We start from the raw sequence: 21,194 nt of genomic DNA, 5'->3' as shown, positions 1-21,194 counted from the left end.
CGGCGAAGCGATCGCCATCGTCGCCATGGCATGCCGCTACCCCGGCGGCGTGAACACCCCCGAAGACCTGTGGGACCTGGTCAGCACCGGCCGGGAAGCGATCGGCCCGTTCCCCGCCAATCGCGGCTGGGACCTGGACTCGCTGTTTAACCCCGACCCCGACCACCACGGGACCTCCTACGCCCGCGAAGGCGGATTCCTCCACGACGCCGACCGGTTCGACGCCGCCTTCTTCGGCATCTCACCCCGCGAAGCAACCGCCATGGACCCCCAGCAGCGCCTTCTCCTCGAAGTCGCCTGGGAAAGCATCGAACGCGCGGGCATCGACCCCACCTCCCTCAAGGACACGCTGACCGGGGTCTACGCCGGTGCGATGTACCACGACTACGGCGCGCGCCTCGGCCGACTGCCCGATGGCTACGAGGGATACATCGGTAACGGAAGCGCGGCAAGCGTCGTTTCGGGGCGCATCGCCTACACGCTCGGCCTGCAAGGCCCGGCCGTGACCGTCGACACCGCCTGCTCATCCTCGCTGGTGGCCCTGCACCTCGCCGCCCAGGCCCTCCGCAACGGCGAATGCGACCTCGCGCTCGCGGGCGGCGCGAGCGTCATGTCGACTCCCGGCCTGTTCATCGAGTTCAGCAGGCAGCGCGGACTCGCCCACGACGGACACTGCAAACCCTTCGCCAATGGAGCCGACGGCATTGTCGGCTCCGAAGGGGTCGGTCTTCTTCTGTTGGAGCGCCTCAGCGACGCGCAGAAGAACGGCCACACCATCCTCGCCGTCGTCCAGGGCTCCGCCATCAACCAGGACGGCGCCAGCAACGGCCTCACCGCACCCAATGGCCCCTCCCAGGAACGCGTCATCCGGCAGGCCCTCGCCAACGCCCGGCTCACCGAGGACCAGATCGACGCGATCGAGGCCCACGGCACCGGCACCGCCCTCGGCGACCCCATCGAGGCCAACGCGCTCCTGGCGACGTACGGGCAGAACCGCGGCGACGGAGAGCCGCTCTACCTGGGCTCGATCAAATCGAACATCGGTCACACCCAAGCCGCCGCCGGAGTCGCCGGAATTATAAAAATGGTTCAGGCGCTCCAAAAGCAGCGTCTCCCGAGATCGCTGCATGCCGACGAGCCCTCAGCCGAAGTCGATTGGGAGTCGGGGGCGGTCGAACTGCTCACCGAGGCGCGCGACTGGCCCGCCGTCGATCGTCCCCGGCGCGCTGCCGTGTCGTCCTTCGGAATCAGCGGCACCAACGCCCACGTCATCATCCAGCAAGCCCCCGAAAAACCAGCACTGGAAATCACACAAAAACCTGCCGGCGATGCCCTAATCGCTTGGCCGTTGTCAGCGAAGTCGGAACCAGCCCTGCGCGCCTACGCCCGGCAACTCCGAACCTGGCTGGCCGAACACCCCCACACCGACCTGAACGACATCGGCTACTCCCTCGCCGCCACCCGCACCACCTTCGACCACCGCGCCATCATCACCGGCACCACCACCCAAGACTTCGAAAAAGCCCTCAACGCCCTCACCACCGGCCGACAAGCACCCAACCTCACCACCGGAACCGCCACCCCACCCACCGGAACCACCGCCTTCCTATTCACCGGACAAGGCGCCCAATGGGCCGGCATGGGCCACGACCTCTACCGAACCCACCCCACCTTCGCCGCCCACATCGACCACATCAGCGAACACTTCAACCCCCACCTGCCCGTCCCCCTCCAAACCGTCATGTTCGCCACCCCCGACCAACCCGAAGCCCAACTCATCCACGACACCACCTACACCCAACCCGCACTGTTCACCCTCGAAACCGCCCTCACCCACCTCCTGGCCGACTGGGGCATCACCCCCCACCACCTCGCCGGCCACTCCATCGGCGAAATCACCGCCGCACACATCACCGGCACCCTCACCCTCCAACACGCCACCACCCTCATCACCCACCGCGCCCACCTCATCAACACCACACCCCCCCACACCGGCGCCATGCACGCCACCAACGCCCCCCTCCCCCTCCTAGAAAAACTCCTCAACGACCACCCCGACACCAGCATCGCCGCACACAACTCCCCCACCTCCACCACCATCTCCGGCAACCACACCACCCTCCAAAAAATCACCCAACAACTCCGCGAAGACGGCTACAAAACCACCCCACTCACCGTCTCCCACGCCTTCCACTCACCCGCCATGGACCCCATCCTCGACCCCTTCCACGAAATCGCCGAACAACTCCAATACCAGCCCCCCACCACCCCCCTCATCTCCAACCTCACCGGACAACCCGCCACACCCGAACAACTCACCGACCCCCACTACTGGACCCGACACCTCCGCCAACCCGTCCAATGGGCCACCACCATCGACCACCTCCAACACAACGGCACCACCACCTACATCGAAATCGGACCCCACCCCACCCTCACCCCACCCACCGAACAAACACTCACCCAACCCCACACACAAACCCACCCCACCCTCCACAAAAACAACCCCCACCAACTCCTCACCACCCTCACCAACCTCCACACCCAAGGCCACACCACCCACTGGCCCACCAACCTCTACGGACCCAACCCACAACCCACCAACCTCCCCACCTACCCATTCCAACGCGAAAGCCACTGGCTACACGGAACGATCAATTCCGGAGACGTTTCAACCGTCGGCCAATCACCCAGCGACCACCCATTCCTGGGGGCCGCCACGGAGATTCCGACCACCGGCACTCTGCTGTTCACCGGACGGCTCTCACAGCGCACCCACCCGTGGCTCATCGACCACGCTATTCGCGACAACGTACTGCTTCCGGGCGTCGGGCTGGTCGATCTCGCGCTCCATGCGGGCGCGCACGCCGCGACACCGCACATCGAGGAGCTGGCGCTGCAGGCGCCGCTGCTGGTTCCCGAGGAAGGCGCCGTGGATCTGCGGGTCACGCTCGATCCGTCCGCCGGGGACGACGGACGTCGTGCGCTGACCGTCCACTCGCGCGCGGCGGGCGAGTCCATGGACGCGCCGTGGACCCTGCACGCCACCGGCACTCTCGCCCCGGACACCGGCGCCGCACCGGACGACACGTCCGCCGAACCGCCCGCCGACGCCACACCCATCGACGTCACCGGCCTCTACGACGACCTCGCCGACCGCGGCTACCACTACGGCCCCGCCTTCCAGAACCTCACCGCAGCCTGGCGACACGGCGACGACCTCTACGCCCACATCACCCTCCCCGACGGCACCGACACCACCGGGCACCACATCCACCCCGCCCTCCTCGACGCGGCACTGCACCCGCTGGCGCTCGCGCCCGACACCTCCGGCGGCACGACCAAGCTGCCCTTCACCTGGGAAGGCGTCGTTCTGCACGCGACCGGTTCGACCGGCGCGAACGCCCTGCGGGTTCGGCTGTGCCCCACGGGTCCGGATCAGGTCCGCATCACCGTCACCGACACCGACGGCGCGGCCGTGGTGGTGGTCGAGACGCTGACCGTGCGTCCACTGGCGCCGGACGCCCTGCGGTCGGGATCGGGATCGGGGTCGGGACGGACCGGCCTGTTCCGGCTGATGTGGGAAGGGCTCCCCGAGAGCGCGGACGCTCCGGCGGATTCCCCGTACGTCCTGGTGGGGAGCGACAGCGATCCTCTGACGGCGGCGGCGACGCGCGTGTACCCCGATCTGGCGGCACTGGGGAAGGCGATCGACGCGGGAACCGCACCGCCGCCGTTCACCCTGCTGGCCTGCCCGCCCTCCGCACACTCCCCAGGCGGGGACACACCGGACACACCGGACGTGCCGGCGGCCACGCGTGCCGCGACCTGCGACGCCCTGGACGTCCTGCGAACCTGGCTGACGGACGACCGGTTCGCGGACGGACGGCTGGTGCTCGTCACCCGCGGCGGCGTCGCCGCCGAGCCGGGCGACGGGGTCCGGGACCCGGCGCACGCCGCGGTCTGGGGCCTCGCGCGCTCCGCCCAGGCCGAGCATCCCGGTCGCGTCGTCCTGCTCGATCTCGACGAGCACCCCGACACTCCCGCCGCCGTCGGCGCGGCACTGGACGGCGCGCGCCCGCAGTCGGCGATCCGCGCGGGGCGCGTGCTCGTCCCGCACCTCGAACGGGCCGGCGCCGACGAGCCGCTGACACCGCCGGACGGGTGCCCGACGTGGCGGCTGGACCGGGTGGGGACGGGGACCCTGGACCGGCTGGCGCTGACCGCGTGGCCGGAGGCCGCCGCTCCCCTCGCGGCGGGCCAGGTCAGGGTCGGGCTGCGGGCGGCGGGGCTGAACTTCCGCGACGCGCTGGTCGCGCTGGGCATGGTGGACGACGGGACGGGCGTCGGCGGTGAAGGCTCCGGGGTCGTCACGGAAGTGGGTGCGGGCGTCGCGGACCTGGCGCCGGGCGACCGCGTGATGGGGCTGTTCCCGGACGGGATCGGACCGGTCGCGGTCACCGATCACCGCCTGCTCGGACGGGTCCCGCACGGATGGTCTTTCGCCCAGGCGGCGGCCGTCCCGGTGGTGTTCCTGACCGCCTACCAGGCACTCGTGGACGATGCCGCGCTGCGGGTGGGCGAGACGGTGCTGATCCACAGCGCGACGGGCGGCGTGGGTACCGCGGCCGTGCAGCTCGCCCGGCATCTGCGAGCGGACGTCCTCGCGACCGCGTCCCCCGGCAAGTGGCACGTGCTCCGGGAGCGCGGCCTGAACGGCGACCGGATCGCGTCCTCCCGCACGCTCGACTTCGAGGAGACGTTCCGCGAGCGGACCGGCGGGCGGGGCGTGGACGTCGTCCTCAACTCGCTGGCGCACGAGTTCACCGACGCGTCGCTGCGGCTGGTCCGCGACGGCGGCCGCTTCGTCGAGATGGGCAAGGTCGACGTCCGTGACCCGCGGCAGGTCGCCGAACGGTATCCGGGTGTCGGCTACGGGGTGCTGGACCTGCACCGGACGCCGCCCGAGCAGATCCGGCGGATGCTCGGCGAGCTGGGTGCGCTGTTCGCGGACGGAACGCTGCGGCCGCCGCCGGTGACGACCTGGGACGTGCGGCGCGCCGCCGAGGCGCTCCAGTACCTGGGGCGGGCCGCGCACGTCGGAAAGGTGGTGCTGACGTTCCCGCGGGGGATCGATCCGGACGGGACCGTCCTGATCACCGGAGGGACCGGCACCCTCGGCTCCCGGCTGGCGCGGCACCTGGCCGACCGGTACGGCGCGCGGCACCTGCTGCTGGCCGGCCGTTCCGGCCCGGACGCCCCCGGAGCCGCCGCCATCCGGGAAGAACTCGGCGTTCGGGTCACCATCGCCGCCTGCGACACCTCCGACCCGGACGCGCTGGCCGCGCTGCTGGCCGCCGTCCCCGCCGAGCATCCGCTGACGGCGGTCGTGCACGCCGCCGGGACGATCGATGACGCGCTGCTCGCCGACCTCACCGCCGAGCACGTCACCGCCGTCCTCGCCCCCAAGGCGGAGGCGGCCTGGCACCTGCACCGCCTGACGCGGGACCTGGACCTAGACGCCTTCGTCCTGTTCTCGTCCCTGGCGGGCACCCTCGGTTCCCCCGGTCAGGGCAACTACGCCGCCGCGAACGCGTTCCTGGACTCCCTCGCCGCGCACCGCCGGGCCCTGGGCCTGCCCGCCACGAGCCTCGGCTGGGGGCCGTGGGCGGAAACGAGCGGGATGACGGCCGGGCTCACCGACGGCGATCGCGCCCGGATGGCCCGCTCCGGCGTCCTGCCCCTGGACACCGACCACGCGCTGGAACTGTTCGACATCGCGCTCGGGCGAGGCGACTCGGCGTTCGTCGCGGCCGATGTCAGCGTCCGGGCGCTGGCCGCAGGGAACGGGGCCGGGCATCCGCTGCTGGCCCGTCTCGCCCCCGCGGTCCGGCCGCCCGCGGCTGTGCGGTCCGCGGCGGTGCGGCAGCCGGCGTCCGTCCTGGGGGAACGGTTCGGCGGCCTGCCCGCGGACGAGCAGGAACGGTTGCTGCTGGAGACCGTGCACGCGCAACTCGCCCTCGTCCTCGGGCACGACGACCCCGGCGCGATGGACGCCGGGGGCACGTTCAAGGAGCTCGGCGTCGATTCGCTCGCCGCGGTCGAACTGCGCAACCGGCTCGGCACCGCGACCGGGCTCCGGCTGCCGGCGACCGTCATCTTCGACCAGCCGACGCCGCAGGCGCTCGCCGGACATCTGCGGGCACGGCTGGTCCCCGAGCCGCCGCGGCCCGGCGCGGCGCTGCTCGCCGAGCTGGACCGGCTGGAGGCCTCCCTTTCCGAAGGTCCGGCCGACGACCGGCTCCCCGACGAACTCGTGCCCCGGCTCCAGCGGCTGCTGGGACGGCTGGGACGCACGGGCGACGCCGCACCGGCGAACGGCGACATCACCGAGACCATTCTGGCGGCCGACAAACCAGAGGAACTGCTCGCACTCATCGACGAGCAATTTCACGGCGACGACCACCGCGACAACTCCGAGGGCGGCTACTAATGGCGAACGACGAAAAGGTCTTCGAATACCTGAAGCGGGTCACCGCCGATCTCAGCCGGACCCGGGAGCGGTTGCGCGAGACCGAAGAACGGGCGTCGGAGCCGATCGCGATCGTGGGGATGGGGTGCCGGTATCCGGGCGGGGTGGAGTCCCCCGAGGATCTGTGGTCGCTGGTCACCGACGAACGCGACGCCATCGGCCCCTTCCCCGGCAACCGCGGCTGGGACCTGGACACCCTGTTCGACCCCGATCCGGATCGTCCCGGAACCTCCTACGCCCGCGAAGGCGGATTCGTCCACGACGCCGACCGGTTCGACGCGTCCTTCTTCGGGATCTCCCCCGCGAGGCCACGGCGATGGACCCGCAGCAGCGGCTCCTGCTCGAAGTCGCCTGGGAAACGCTCGAACGCGCGGGCATCGAACCGACGTCCCTGGCGAAGAGCCGGACCGGTGTCTTCACCGGTGTCGTCTTCCAGCCCTACGGCCCGGACATGCATCGGGCGCCCGGGAACTACGAGGGCTACCTGATGACCGGCAAGGCCACCAGCGTGGCCTCCGGCCGGGTCGCGTACGCGCTCGGTTTGCAGGGGCCGGCGGTGACGGTGGACACGGCGTGCTCGTCCTCGCTCGTCGCGCTGCATTTCGCGGCGCACGCCCTCCGCAACGGCGAATGCGACCTCGCGCTCGCGGGCGGCGCCGCCGTGATGTCCACCCCGGGCCTGTTCGTCGAGTTCAGCCGGCAGCGCGGTTTGGCCGCCGACGGACGATGCAAGTCGTTCTCCTCCTCCGCCGACGGCACCGGCTGGTCGGAGGGCGCCGGACTGCTGCTGCTGGAACGCCTGTCGGACGCGCAACGCAACGGCCATCGGATCCTCGCGGTCGTCACCGGCTCCGCCGTCAACCAGGACGGCGCCAGCAACGGCCTCACCGCACCCAACGGCCCCTCCCAGGAAGACGTCATCGGCGCGGCGCTCGCCGCCGCCGGGCTCCGCCCGGACCAGATCGACGCGGTCGAGGCCCACGGCACCGGCACAGCCCTCGGCGACCCCATCGAGGCCAACGCGCTCCTGTCCGTCTACGGGAACGACCGCCCCTCCGATCGTCCCCTGCACCTGGGGTCGATCAAGTCGAACATCGGCCACACCCAGGCCGCCGCCGGAGTCGCGGGGATCATCAAGATGGTGCAGGCCATCCGGCACCAGCGGCTCCCGAAGACCCTGCACGTGGACCAGCCGTCCCCGCACATCGACTGGGACTCCGGCGCCGTCTCGCTGCTCACCGAGGCCCGCGACTGGCCCACCGCCTCCGACCGTCCCCGCCGCGCGGCCGTGTCGTCCTTCGGGGTCAGCGGGACGAACGCCCACGTCATCGTCCAGCAAGCCCCCGAACCCCCGGAGAGCCCCGAGCCCGACCCGGAACCCCGGACCCCGGTCGCCTGGCCCCTCTCAGCCCGGTCCGAAGCCGCACTCCGGCAGCAGGCCCGCCGCCTGCACACCTGGCTCACCCACCACCCCGACACCGTCCCCGCCGACGTCGGCCACACCCTGGCCACCGGCCGCACCCCGATGGAACACCGCGCCGTCATCACCGGCACCACCACCGACGACTTCCGCACGCCAACGACCACGACGCCCCCAACCTCGCCACCGGGTCGGCATCCAAGACGGCGGGCAAGACGGTGTTCGTGTTCCCCGGCCAAGGCAGCCAATGGCCCGCCATGGCCAGCAGCCTGCTGGAGGATTCGCCGGTCTTCCACGACCACATCACCGCCTGCGACACCGCGCTCACCCCCCCCACACCGGCTGGTCACTGCTCGCGCTCCTGCGCGGCGACCCCGACGCCCCCTCGCTTGAGCGCACCGACGTCGTCCAACCCGCCCTGTTCTCGGTGATGACCGGGCTGGCCGCGCTCTGGCAGGCCCACGGCGTCCACCCCGACGCCGTCATCGGCCACTCCCAAGGCGAGATCGCCGCCGCCTACACCGCCGGAGCCCTCACCCTCGAGGATGCCGCCGCGATCATCGCCGAACGCAGCAAGACCCTCGCCCAGCACACCGCCCCCCGGCGCCATGGCCTCGGTCGCCCTGCCCGAGAACCAGATCGAAGAACTGCCCTGCTGGAACGACGAACTGCACATCGCCGCCGTCAACGGCCCCACCACCACCGTCGTCTCCGGCACACCCGACGCCATCGACACCCTGCTGGCCCACTGCGACAACGTGAACCTCCACGCCCGCAGGATCCTCGTCGACTACGCCTCCCACTCCCCCGCCGTCGAGAAGCTCAAGGAACGCCTGGTCGCCCCTCTCACCGGCATCGCGCCGGGAACGGCATCGACCACGTTCTACTCCACCGTCACCGGGCAGCCGCTCACACCCGGGAACTGGACGGCGAGTACTGGTACCGCAACCTGCGCGAACCCGTACTGCTGCACCCCACCGTCGAAGCCCTCATCGAGGACGGGCACACCACCTTCATCGAGGTCAGCCCCCACCCCGTCCTCACCCCCGCCATCCAGCAAACCCTCGAACCACACCCGCACACCCGCACGTCCGGCACCCTGCGGCGCGACCATGGCGGCCTGGAGCGGGTCCTCGGCGCCGCCGCCGAGATCCAAGTTCAGGGGACCGGGGTCACCTGGCCGTTTCCCAGTACCGCCAGCACGGTCGAGCTGCCCACCTACCCATTCGAACGCGACGCCTTTTGGCTGCACACGCCGGGCGGCACCGACGTGTCCGCGCTCGGGCAGGCCTCCGGCGACCACCCCCTCCTCGGCGCGGCCATCGACATCTCCCACACCGGCGCCCACCTGTTCACCGGACGCCTCTCACCCCGCACCCACCCATGGCTGACCGACCACGCCATCAACGGAACCGTGCTCGTCCCCGGCACCGCCCTGGTGGACCTCGCACTCCACGCCGGCGCACACACCAGCACTCCCCATATCGAAGACCTCACCCTCGAAACGCCGCTCCTCCTCCCCGACGAGACCGGCGTCGACATCCAAGTCGCCCTCGACCCACCCGACGGCGACGGACGACGCGCGCTGACCATCCATTCCCGCGCGGCCGGGGAACCGAACGACACGCCCTGGACACGGCATGCATCCGGCACTCTCACCCCGCACGCCGTCGCGTCGGACGACGCGTCCACGGAACTGCCGGACGACGCCGACCCCATCGACGTCAGCGGTTTGTACCAGGATCTGACCGACCGGGGTTACCACTACGGCCCGCTCTTCCAGGGGGTCACCGCAGCCTGGCGGCACGGCGACGACCTCTACGCCGACATCACCCTTCCGGACGGCACCGACACCACGGGATACGGGATCCATCCGGCACTTCTGGATACCGCCCTGCACACGTTGGCGCTCAGTCCGGTGTCGTCTGAGGAGACCATCAAGCTGCCGTTCTCGTGGGAGAACGTCACTCTCCACGCCACTGGCACGACGGCTCTACGCGTCCGCCTGCGGCCAACAGGAACCGACCGCGCACGAATCATCGCCACCGACTCGCTCGGCGCCCCCGTCGCCACCATCGATGCGCTGACCGTGCGCCCTCTTGCCGCCGACCGGCTCCCGGTACGCGGCAAGCTGCACAACTCGCTGTTCCGTCTCGACTGGACCACGTGCCCGACCGTCCCGGACGCGCTACCGGACCAGACCGAGGTCGCCGTCTGGGAGGCGCCCGCCACCAGCGCGGACGATGTCCCGGTCGCGACTCACGAACTCACGCACCAAGCCCTTCAAGTGCTGCAGGAGGCTCTGGCGGCAGACGGTCATCTGACCGTCGTGACCCGGGGCGCCGTCTCCACCGGCCCAGACGACCCCGTGACCGACCTCGGACACGCCGCCATCTGGGGCCTCATCCGCAGCGCCCAAAACGAACACCCCGACCGCATCACCCTCATCGACACCGACACCACCACACCCACCGCCACCACCACCGAACCCCAAACCGCCCTCCGCAACGGCCAAACCCTCATCCCCCGCCTCACACGCCCCACCACCGGCACCGCAGAACGCAGCCCCTCAACCCCGACGGCACCATCCTCATCACCGGCGGCACCGGAACCATCGGCACACTCCTCGCCCGCCACCTCGCCGAACACCACGGCGCCCGACACCTCCTCCTGGCCAGCCGCTCCGGCCCCAACGCCCCCACAGCAGCCGACCTACAGCACCAACTCGGCGACCGCGTCACCATCACCGCCTGCGACACCAGCGACCCCGACGCACTCGCCGCACTCCTGGCCACCATCCCCGCCGAACACCCCCTCACCGCCGTCATCCACACCGCCGGAACCCTCGACGACGCACTCACCACCGACCTCACCCCCACCACCTCGACCGGGTCCTCACCCCCAAAGCCGACACCGCCTGGCACCTGCACCAACTCACCCGCCACATGAACCTGGACGCCTTCGTCCTGTTCTCCTCCCTCGCCGGCACCCTCGGCACCCCCGGCCAAGCCAACTACGCCGCCGCCAACACCTTCCTCGACGCCCTCGCCCACCACCGCCACACGATCGGCCTCCCCGCCACCAGCCTCGCCTGGACCCTCTGGGAAGACACCACCGATCTCACCCAGCACCTCACCACCACCGACCAAACTCGCCTCCAACGCACCGGCCTCACACCACTCACCACCCAGCACGCCCTCGAACTCTTCGACACCGCCCTCACCCACGACCACCCCACACTCATCCCCGCCCCCATCAACACCCGCACACTCCGCGAACTCCCCGACCCGCATCCGCTTCTCCGGACGCTGGTCCAGCCCACGGCCACTCGTCCGGCAGCGAAGCCGCACTTCCACCGGCAGCTCACCGGCCTCACGCCCGAGCAGCAGCAGGCCCTTCTGCTGGATCTGATCCGCTCCCACACCGCCGCCGTACTAGGCCACGCGGACCACGAGGGTGTCCGGACGGGTGAGGCGTTCAAGGAACACGGCTTCGACTCCCTCATGGCGGTCGAGCTGCGCAACCGGCTCGCCAAGGCGACCGGGCTGCGGCTCCCGGCCGCCCTGGTCTTCAACCACCCCACACCACAGGCTCTCGCCCGGTACCTGCACCAGGAACTCGCGCCCGCCACCGGTCGGACCGCCCGGACGGCCTTGGCTGCCCGCAGTGACGAGCCGATCGCCATCGTCGGTATCGGATGCCGCTACCCCGGCGGCGTGAACACCCCCGAAGACCTGTGGGACCTGCTGGGCGAGGACAAGGACGTGATCGGCCCGTTCCCCGGCAACCGGGGCTGGGACCTGGACTCGCTGTTCGACCCCGACCCCGACCACCACGGGACCTCCTACGCCCGCGAAGGCGGATTCCTGCACGACGCCGACCGGTTCGACGCCGCCTTCTTCGGCATCTCCCACCACGAGGCGACGGCGATGGATCCCCAGCAGCGCCTTCTCCTCGAAGTCGCCTGGGAGACCGTCGAGCGCGCGGGATCGACCCCACCACCCTCAAGGACACGCTGACCGGGGTCTACACGGGCGTGATGCACCATGACTACGGCGTCCACCTGCACAGCACCCCGCACGACCTCGAAGGGCACCTCGGCAACGGCACCGCGGGCAGCGTCGCCTCCGGACGCATCGCCTATACGCTCGGCCTGCAAGGCCCGGCCGTGACCGTCGACACCGCCTGCTCGTCCTCGCTGGTCGCCCTCCACCTCGCCGCCCAGGCCCTCCGCAACGGCGAATGCGACCTCGCACTCGCCGGCGGCGCCACCGTCATGTCGACTCCCGGCCTGTTCATCGAGTTCAGCCGACAGCGCGGGCTCGCCCACGACGGCCACTGCAAACCCTTCGCCAACGGGGCGGACGGCACCGTCGGCGCCGAAGGCGCTGGCCTCGTCCTCCTGGAGCGCCTCAGCGACGCGCAGAAGAACGGCCACACCATCCTCGCCGTCGTCCAGGGCTCGGCCATCAACCAGGACGGCGCCAGCAACGGCCTCACCGCACCCAACGGCCCCTCCCAGGAACGCGTCATCCGGCAGGCCCTCGCCAACGCGGGCCTCGCACCCGATGACGTCGACGCGGTCGAGGCCCACGGCACCGGCACCGCCCTCGGCGACCCCATCGAAGCCAACGCACTACTGGCGACCTACGGGGACAGCCGATCCGCAGACCGCCCCCTGTACTTGGGGTCGATCAAATCGAATATCGGCCACACCCAGGCCGCCGCCGGAATCGCCGGCGTCATCAAAATGGTCCAGGCCATCCGGCACCGCCACCTCCCCCGAACCCTCCACGCCGACGACCCCACCACCGAAGTCGACTGGACCACCGGCGCACTCTCACTCCTCACCAAAGAACGAGACTGGCCCGCCCTCGATCGTCCCCGGCGCGCCGCCGTGTCGTCCTTCGGAATCAGCGGCACCAACGCCCACGTCATCATCCAGCAAGCCCCCGAAAAACCAGCACTGGAAATCACACAAAAAACTGCCGGCGATGCCCTAATCGCTTGGCCGTTGTCAGCGAAGTCGGAACCAGCCCTCCGCGCCTACGCCCGGCAACTCCAAACCTGGCTGGCCGAACACCCCCACACCGACCTGAACGACATCGGCTACTCCCTCGCCGCCACCCGCACCACCTTCGACCACCGCGCCATCATCACCGGCACCACCACCCAAGACTTCGAAAAAGCCCTCAACGCCCTCGCCACCGGCCGACAAACACCCAACCTCACCACCGGAACCGCCACCCCACCCACCGGAACCACCGCCTTCCTATTCACCGGACAAGGCGCCCAATGGGCCGGCATGGGCCACGACCTCTACCGAACCCACCCCCACTTCGCCGCCCACATCGACCACATCAGCGAACACTTCAACCCCCACCTGACGGTCCCCCTCCAAACCGTCATGTTCGCCACCCCCGACTCCCCCCACTTCGAACTGATCCACGACACCACCTACACCCAACCCGCACTGTTCACCCTCGAAACCGCCCTCACCCACCTCCTCACCGACTGGGGCATCACCCCCCACCACCTCGCCGGCCACTCCATCGGCGAAATCACCGCCGCACACATCACCGGCACCCTCACCCTCCAACACGCCACCACCCTCATCACCCACCGCGCCCGCCTCATCAACACCACACCCCCCACACCGGCGCCATGCACGCCACCAACGCCCCCCTCCCCCTCCTGGAAAAACTCCTCAACGACCACCCCGACACCAGCATCGCCGCACACAACTCCCCCACCTCCACCACCATCTCCGGCAACCACACCACCCTCCAAAAAATCACCCAACAACTCCGCGAAGACGGCTACAAAACCACCCCACTCACCGTCTCCCACGCCTTCCACTCACCCGCCATGGACCCCATCCTCGACCAATTCCACACCCACGCCGCACAACTCCAATACCAGCCCCCCACCACCCCCCTCATCTCCAACCTCACCGGACAACCCGCCACACCCGAACAACTCACCGACCCCCACTACTGGACCCGACACCTCCGCCAACCCGTCCAATGGGCCACCACCATCGACCACCTCCAACACAACGGCACCACCACCTACATCGAAATCGGACCCCACCCCACCCTCACCCCACCCACCGAACAAACACTCACCCAACCCCACACACAAACCCACCCCACCCTCCACAAAAACAACCCCCACCAACTCCTCACCACCCTCACCAACCTCCACACCCAAGGCCACACCACCCACTGGCCCACCAACCTCTACGGACCCAACCCACAACCCACCAACCTCCCCACCTACCCATTCCAACGCGAAAGCCACTGGCTCAAGGCCGATGCCGTCGTGACGCGGGCGCGGGCTTCGGCGGGTGCGGGTGCGGAGGGGTCGGAGACGGGGCATTCGCTGCTGGGGTCGGAGATCGATCTGGCGGACGGGCGGTGCCGGTGGTTCGGGCGGACGTTCACGGGTGCGGATCCGGGGTTCCTCGCGGAGCACCGGCTGGCGGACGTGCCGGTGCTGCCGGCCGCCGCCATGCTGGAGTGGGCGATCGCCGCGGTGCGGGCGTCCGGTGCGGACGGCTCGGACGCCTGGGCGCTGGAGCGGGTCGGGTTCAACGCGTTCCTGCATTTCGCGGACGAGCGTCCCGTGGACGTGCAGGCCGGTGTCGAGGTCGAGGGCGACGTTCGCCGGGTGCGGTGCTTCGGCCGCCCGGCGGGGGGACGGCGCGGCCGGTGGTCGGAGTACGTGACGGTCGGGGCCGCTTCGCCGGCCGGGGCGCGGCCGGGGCGGGCGGAGATCGACCCGGAGGGGCTTCGGGAGCGGACGGGCGCCGGGGACTCCGAGGCCGTCTACGCGCGGTTCCGGGAGTTCGGTGTGGTGCACGGGCCGGCGTTCCGCGGGCTGCGGGAGCTGTGGCGGGACGGCGATCGGGTGCTGGGCCGGATCGAGGTCGGGGACACCGGCGGGACGTCCGGTCCCGGGGATCGGAACGTGCTGGTTCTGGACGCCTGCTTCCACGCCGGGGCCGCCGCGTTCGACGAGTCGGGCGGCGCGCTGTGGCTCCCGTCCGGGGTGGATCGGCTCGTGGTGCACGGGGACCTTCCCGCGCGGGTCTGGTGCCGGGTGCGGCGGCGGGACACCGGTGACGCGGGTGAGCGAGCGCTGGACCTCGAGGTCCTGTCGGACGGCGGGGACCCGCTGGTGACGGTGGAGGGGCTGCGGCTGCGGACGGTTCCGGACGAGGTGGTGGCGGAGCTGTCCGGGGTGCGGCCCCGCCGGTACGAGATCGGCTGGCTGCCGGTGGGCGGGCGCGGGTCCGCGGCCGGCGCGCAGGGCACCTGGCTGGTGTGCGGCACCGACTCCGCGCAGGTGGCGGAGTGGCGGGACGCGCTGGACGCGGTCGTGGTCGACGGCGACGAGGAGTCGTTCGCGCGGGTGCGGGCCTCGGACGCCGCGGTGCGGGGGCTGATCCTGCTGGGCGGCGCGTCCGGGAAGTCCGGGCCGGACGGAGCGTACGAGCTGGCCGAGCACGCGTTCACGGCCCTCAAGCACTACCTGCGGGCGTATGCCGGCGACCGGCCCGAGGTCGTGGTGTGCTCGCGGGGGGCGGTCGCGGTCGGCGGCGCGGACGCGGCGCCCGACCCGGCGCAGGCGGTGCTGACCGGCGCCGTGCGGGCGGTGGTCAGCGAGTACCCCGACGTCAGGTGCGTGCAGGCCGATCTGGATCCGGCGGCGCCCGCCGCTCCGGCGCGGGTGCTGGCGCGGGTGGCGGACCTGCCGGGGTCGGGGCATCTCGCGGAGCGCGGCGGTGCCTGGTTCGAGGCGCGGCTGCGGGAGTCGGCCGGTGGCGGGGAGCCCGCGCTGAAGGTGCGCCGGGACGGGACGTACCTGGTCACCGGTGGTCTCGGCGGGCTGGGGCTGGCGGTCGCGGAGCGGCTCGCCGCGGACGGTGCGGGCGCGCTGCTGCTGGCCGGACGGACGGTGCCGGCGGAGGTGCCCGCGCGGATCGCGGAGCTGCGGGAGCGCGGCGTGCGGGTCGAGCTGCGGGGTGCGGACGTCGCCGATCCGGACCAGGTCGCGGGGCTGCTGCGGTTCGCGCGGGCGGAGCTGCCGCCGCTGCGCGGGGTGGTGCACGCGGCGGGCGTCACGGCCGACGCGCCGCTGGAGGATTCGGCGTGGCCGGACTTCGCGCGGGTGCTGGACCCGAAGGTGCGGGGGGCGTGGCACCTGCACCGGGGCGTCGAGGGCGACGACCTGGACTTCTTCGTGCTGTTCTCCTCGCTGGCGTCGCTGCTCGGGTCGGCGGGGCAGGCGTCGTACATCGCGGCGAACGCGTTCATGGACGCGCTCGCCGTCCACCGGCGGCGGGCCGGGCTGCCGGCGGTGAGCGTCGGCTGGGGGCCGTGGGCGGAGACCGGGATGGTCGCCGCGCGGGGCCTCGGCGACCGGCTCGGGGCGATGGGGGTGGCGGCGCTGCCGACCGGCCGGGCGCTGGACGCGCTCGCGGAGGTCCCCTCGGGTGCGGCCCCGCACGTCGGGGTCGCGGCGGTCGACTGGCGCCGGTACCTGGCGGCGACGCGCGGCGCGCACCCGGACACGCTGCTGAGCGATGTGGCCCCGGCGGACGTCGCCGAGGCGGCGCCGCCCGCGCCGGAGCGGCTGGCGGAGCTGACGCTGCTGGCGCTGGACGATCCGGACGCGGCGCGCGAGGCGGTGCTGGGCGAGCTGCTGGACCGGGTCGCGGCGCTGCTCGGGATGAGCGCGGCCGACCGGGAGCGGGGGGTCGGCTGGTTCGCGGGGACCCGGCTGAACGTGCTGGGGCTGGACTCCCTGACGACGATGCGGCTGCGGCGGGGGCTGGACGCCGATCTGGCCGTGGACGTCCCCGCGGAGCTGCTGCTGGGCGGCGGGACCGCCGCCGAGATCGCCGCGGAGGTGTGCCGGCAGCTCACCGTCCGCGGCGTGCTGGCGGGCGGGGACGCGGAAGACGGGGCCGACGACGGCACGGAGGTCCTGACGCTGTGAGCACTGCGGCCAGGCGGGCGTTCCCGCCGGAAAGGAGAACGACGATGGGCGAACATCGCCGACCGGCGGTCGCGTCGCTGCTGGCGGAGCTGGCGCGGGCGGAGGTGCGGCTGCGGCCCGCCGGGGACGGCAGGCTGGAGGTGCACGCGCCGAAGGGGCGGCTGACGGCCGAACTGCGGGAGGGCATCGCCCGGCACAAGCCGGAGCTGATCGAGTGGCTGGGCCGGTCGGGCGGCGGCGGAGCCGCCCGGGACGAGCTGCCCGTGATCGTGCCCGACCCGGAGAACCTGTACGAGCCGTTCACCCCGCCGGACCTGCAGCTGTCGTTCCTGATGGGCGGCCGTGAGGGGTTCGAGTGGCACGTGCGGCCCCACCAGTACATGGAGTTCGACCTCGACGAGCTGGATCCGGCCCGGTACGAGGAGGCGCTGAACCGGGCGATCCGGCGGCAGCGCAACAGCATCGTGGTCGTCCGGGACGACATGCGGGTGCAGACGGTCCGGGACCCGGCGCCGGTGACGGTGACGGTGTCGGACCTGCGGGGCCTGCCGGACGACGAGGCGCACGCCCGCATGGCGGCGGTGCGCGCGCGGCTCGAGCGGGAGGAGCCGCCGCACGACCGGTGGCCGTGGCTGCATCCCCACATCAGCCTGTACGGGGAGGGCCGCGCCCGGCTGCACTGGAACAACAACAACGTGTTCACCGACGCGCCCTCCGGCACGCGGCTGATCAACGACGCGATGCACTACTACCACCGTCCGGACGAGCCGCTGCCGGAGCTGGAGCTGAGCTTCCGCGACCAGGTGCTGGCACTCGCGGAGCTGGAGCGCGGGCCGCTGGGCGAGGAGGCGCGGGAGTACTGGCGCGGGCGGATGGCGGACTGGCCGGACGCGCCGGCCGTCCCGCTGGTTCCGGGCACCGCGCACCGGGGCCGGTCGCGGATGAACCGGCGGGAGCTGTTCCTGGAGCCGCCGCTGTGGAAGGCGTTCAAGGAGCGGGCGGAGTCGCGCGGGCTGACGCTGACGAACGCGCTGCTGGGGGCGCACGCCGAGGTCCTGGCGTACTGGAGCGGTTCGCGCCACTACCTGCTCAACAACATGATCACGCATCGGATGCCGCTGCACCCCGAGAGCGGCGAGGTGCTGGGCCAGTTCGCGTCGCTGTACCCGCTGGAGGTGGACTGGCGGCACGACGAGCCGTTCACCGGCCGGGCGCGGCGGCTGCAGGCGCAGGTGATGGCGGACGTGGCGCACGCGCACTGGAGCGGCGCGAGCGTGCTGCAGGAGCTGAACCGGGTGCGGCGCACGCCGGGGCGGGCGACGTGCCCGTTCGCGGTGGGCAGCGCCCTGTTCGTGGGGCCGACGATCCGCCCGTTCCACAGCATGCTGGAGACGCCGCAGACGGTGCTGGACACCGAGTTCTGGGAGCTGCGGGACGGGCGCCTGTGGGTGATCTGGGACGTCATCGACGCGGCGTTCCCCGACGGGCTGGTCGAGGCGATGTTCGACGGCTACCGGTCGGTGGTGACCGAGCTGGCCTCCGCGGACGCGGCGTGGGAGCGGCCGTCGTTCGACCTGCTGCCCGCCGAGCAGGCCGGGCGGCGCGCCGAGCTGAACGGGGTGCCGCCGGCGGCGGCGCCGGGGCTCCTGCACGCGCCGCTGCCGGAGCGCGCGGCGGCGCGGCCGGACGCGGCGGCGGTGATCGACGCCGCGGGGACCGTCACCTTCGGCGAGCTGGACCGCCGGGCGCGGGAGCTGGCGGGGCGGCTGCAGGACGGCGGGGTGGCGCCGGGCGACCTGGTGGCGGTGGTCCTGCCGAAGGGGTCCGCGCAGGTGGTGGCGGTGCTGGGGGTGCTGACGGCGGGCGCCGCGTACGTGCCGATCGATCCGGAGTGGCCCCGGGAGCGGATCGAGTACCTGCTGGGCGACACCCGCGCGGCGGCGGTGGTGACCGGCGCCGGGCACCGGGAGCGGCTCGCGGAGATCGCGGCGGTGCCGGTGCTGGACGTGGACGGTGCGGCGGGGCCCCCGCCGCGCCCGGTGGACCGCGAGCCCGGCGACCTCGCGTACGTGATCTACACGTCGGGGTCGACGGGACGGCCGAAGGGCGCGATGCTCGACCACCGCGGGCCGCTCAACACGGTCGTGGACGTCAACGAGCGGTTCGGGGTGACGTCCGGCGACGTGGTGCTCGGGGTGTCGTCGCTGTGCTTCGACCTGTCGGTGTACGACGTGTTCGGGTCGCTGGCGGCGGGCGCCGCGCTGCTGCTGCCGTCCGGTGAGGCCGACCCGGCGGGCTGGATCGGGCTGGTCCGGGCGCACGGGGTGACGGTGTGGAACTCGGTCCCGGCGCTGATGCAGCTCACGGTGGAGGAGGCGGAGTCGTCCGGGGCGACGCTGCCGTCGCTGCGGACGGTGCTGCTCAGCGGCGACTGGATCCCGGTGGACCTGCCGGACCGGATCCGCCGGGTGGCGCCGAACGCGCGGGTGGTCAGCCTGGGCGGCGCGACGGAGGCGTCGATCTGGTCGATCTGCCATCCGGTCGAGCGGGTCGACCCGGAGTGGACGAGCATCCCCTACGGCCGCCCGCTGGCGGGCCAGACCTGGCACGTGCTCGACGAGCTGGGCCGGGACGCGCCCGCCTGGGTGCCGGGGCACCTGTACATCGGCGGCGCCGGGGTGGCGCTGGGCTACCTGGGCGACCCGGACCGGACGGCCGCGGCGTTCGTCGCGCATCCCCGGACCGGGGAGCGGCTGTACCGGACGGGCGATCTGGGCCGGTACCTGCCGGACGGGACGATCGAGTTCCTCGGCCGCGCCGACTTCCAGGTGAAGATCCAGGGGTTCCGGGTGGAACCGGGCGAGGTGGAGCACGCGCTGCTGGAGCTGCCCGGCGTCCGGCAGGCCGCCGTGGTGGCCCGGTCGTCCGGGTCCGGGAAGCAGCTGGCGGCGTTCGTCGTCGGCGACCCCGACCGGGAGGGGGTGCGCGCCGCGCTGGCCGAGCGGCTGCCCGGGCACATGGTGCCCGCGCACGTCACCGTCCTGGACGGGCTGCCGCTGACCGGCAACGGGAAGCTGGACCGGCGGGCGCTGGAGACGATGGGCCCGGCCGGCGAGGACGGCGCGCACGGGTACACGGCGGCGCGGGACGCCACGGAGGCGGCGCTGGTCGAGATCTGGGAGTCGATCCTGTCGGCGGACCGCCCGATCGGCGTCCACGACGACTTCTTCGACCTGGGCGGGCAGTCGTTCGCGGCGCTGCGGGTCATCGGGCGGATCGCGGAGCGGTTCGGCCGCCGCGTGCCGCTGGCGGCGATGCTGGAGCGGCGGACCGTCGCGGGCCTGGCGGCGCACCTGGCCGAGGCCGGGCGGTCGTGGTCCCCGCTGGTGCGGCTGGCCGGCGGGGACGGCACGGCGGACGGCACGGCGGACGGCACGGCGGACGGTCCGGCGCCGTGGTCGCTGGTGCATCCGGCGGGCGGCGGGGTGCTGTGCTACCGGGAGCTGGCGGGCCTGCTGGAGCGGCCGAGCGTCGCGTTCCAGGCGCCCGGTCCCGCCGACGGGCGCGACCCGCTGGAGAAGGTCGAGGATCTCGCGGCGCTGTACGTCGAGGCGCTGACGGACGCGCGGCCGGACGGCCCGTACGCGCTGGGCGGCTGGTCGTCGGGCGCGATCCTCGCCTTCGAGATGGCGCACCTGCTGGAGGAGCGGGGCGCGGCGGTCGAGCGGCTGGTGCTGATCGACGCGCCCGCGCCGCTGGCGACCCGCGAGATCGAGGAGGAGCGGCTGCTGCTGTGGTTCCTGGAGGACCTCGGCATCGGCTTCGACCCGGAGCGGGCCGGGGCGGGCGCGCTCGGCGACGTCGCGTCCGCCTCGGAGACCGAGCGGCTGTCGCGGCTGCTCGCGCTGGCCGCCGACCAGGGCGTCGCGGTGCCCGGCGCGGACCTGGCCGACCTGGCGGCCGCCCTCGCGGTGTTCCGGGCGACGGTCCGGGCCTGCAACTCCTACCACGCGCCGAAGATCTCCGCCGACGTCACCGTGGTGCGCGCCACGGACGGCGTCGTCGGCGAGTTCGCCGGCCACCCGTGCGCGGACTCCCCCGACTGGGGCTGGGCCCGGCTGACGCGGGGCACGGTCGGCACCGCCGCCGTGCCCGGCACCCACCACACGCTGCTCACCGACCCGCGCGCGGTCGCCGCCGTCGCCGCCGCCTGCAACCGGCGCTGACGCCAGATCG

General features: G+C 72.3%; 5 protein-coding genes and 6 pseudogenes. 10 read left to right on the top strand and 1 reads right to left on the bottom strand.

The genetic code is table 11. The annotated features are described in order from the left end of the window. The first annotated feature begins 25 nt into the window (after positions 1–25). The 5 genes and pseudogenes from F7P10_RS44770 to F7P10_RS45565 all read left to right on the top strand — a co-directional run. Positions 26–6,493, top strand: a complete 6,468-nt coding sequence (locus F7P10_RS44770) for an SDR family NAD(P)-dependent oxidoreductase (protein WP_368077428.1) — start codon at positions 26–28, stop codon at positions 6,491–6,493. Continuing rightward, positions 6,493–8,012, top strand: a pseudogene (locus tag F7P10_RS30310) (type I polyketide synthase); the annotation flags it as partial. The gene F7P10_RS44770 and the pseudogene F7P10_RS30310, both read left to right, overlap by 1 nt. Before the next feature lie 197 nt (positions 8,013–8,209). Then, positions 8,210–8,383 (top strand): hypothetical protein, encoded by a 174-nt coding sequence (locus F7P10_RS45575; RefSeq protein ID WP_368077427.1) that lies wholly within the window; start codon positions 8,210–8,212, stop codon positions 8,381–8,383. Continuing rightward, positions 8,302–8,499, top strand: a pseudogene (locus tag F7P10_RS45570) (acyltransferase domain-containing protein); the annotation flags it as partial. The gene F7P10_RS45575 and the pseudogene F7P10_RS45570, both read left to right, overlap by 82 nt. Further along, positions 8,498–10,005, top strand: a pseudogene (locus tag F7P10_RS45565) (acyltransferase domain-containing protein); the annotation flags it as partial. The pseudogenes F7P10_RS45570 and F7P10_RS45565, both read left to right, overlap by 2 nt. Before the next feature lie 263 nt (positions 10,006–10,268). Here the strand turns inward: F7P10_RS45565 and F7P10_RS44750 are convergent. Then, positions 10,269–10,604 (bottom strand): hypothetical protein, encoded by a 336-nt coding sequence (locus tag F7P10_RS44750; protein ID WP_254716101.1) that lies wholly within the window; start codon positions 10,602–10,604, stop codon positions 10,269–10,271. Between F7P10_RS44750 and F7P10_RS45560 the strand changes: the two are divergent. The 5 genes and pseudogenes from F7P10_RS45560 to F7P10_RS30280 all read left to right on the top strand — a co-directional run bounded on the left by F7P10_RS45560 (position 10,539) and on the right by F7P10_RS30280 (position 21,184). After that, positions 10,539–13,051 (top strand): annotated as a pseudogene (locus F7P10_RS45560) (SDR family NAD(P)-dependent oxidoreductase). The gene F7P10_RS44750 and the pseudogene F7P10_RS45560 overlap by 66 nt on opposite strands. A 5-nt stretch (positions 13,052–13,056) precedes the next feature. Further along, positions 13,057–13,581 (top strand): annotated as a pseudogene (locus F7P10_RS45555) (acyltransferase domain-containing protein); the annotation flags it as partial. Positions 13,582–13,616: 35 nt separating this feature from the next. Next, a pseudogene (locus F7P10_RS45550) lies at positions 13,617–14,108 on the top strand (acyltransferase domain-containing protein); the annotation flags it as partial. Positions 14,109–14,276: 168 nt separating this feature from the next. Next, positions 14,277–16,958 (top strand): type I polyketide synthase, encoded by a 2,682-nt coding sequence (locus tag F7P10_RS44745; protein WP_151014469.1) that lies wholly within the window; start codon positions 14,277–14,279, stop codon positions 16,956–16,958. 44 nt (positions 16,959–17,002) lie between these two features. Further along, positions 17,003–21,184 carry a non-ribosomal peptide synthetase gene (locus F7P10_RS30280; protein WP_151014467.1) on the top strand — a complete coding sequence of 1,394 codons (4,182 nt, stop codon included), beginning with the start codon at positions 17,003–17,005 and terminating at the stop codon, positions 21,182–21,184. Positions 21,185–21,194 lie beyond the last annotated feature (10 nt).

The organism is Actinomadura sp. WMMB 499, assembly GCF_008824145.1.
Lineage (GTDB): Bacteria > Actinomycetota > Actinomycetes > Streptosporangiales > Streptosporangiaceae > Spirillospora.
The sequence above is the reverse complement of the archived record's forward strand: the minus strand, read 5'-3'. Positions and strand labels throughout refer to the sequence as shown.